The following is a 247-nucleotide window of genomic DNA, read 5'->3' on the forward strand; positions in this document are numbered from 1 at the left end:
GCATCGACCATCTGCAGCTTGGCGAAACTGACGTTCTGCCGATCGATATAGGCGATGAGATAAAGAATGCCGAGAAACGGCATCAGCTTCCAGGTGATTTTCGAGATCAGCCGCTTCTCGTCGACCATAAGTATTCTCCGGTATGACCATGCTTGGGGATCGGGTAAATAGCGCGGCCAGCCGATATTCAATCGGGCGCGGCATTTTCTCGCAGCCGCAACCCTGATGATGTGACCGTACCCGAAGC

Annotated in this window: 1 pseudogene; it reads right to left on the bottom strand. The window is 53.8% G+C overall.

Going from position 1 to position 247, the window contains the following annotated elements:
* A pseudogene (locus EOD29_RS34000) lies at positions 1-128 on the bottom strand (MFS transporter); the annotation flags it as partial.
* Between the last annotated feature and the right edge of the window lie 119 nt (positions 129-247).

It is taken from the genome of Mesorhizobium sp. M1A.T.Ca.IN.004.03.1.1 (genome assembly GCF_003997555.1).
Classification (GTDB): Bacteria; Pseudomonadota; Alphaproteobacteria; order Rhizobiales; family Rhizobiaceae; genus Mesorhizobium.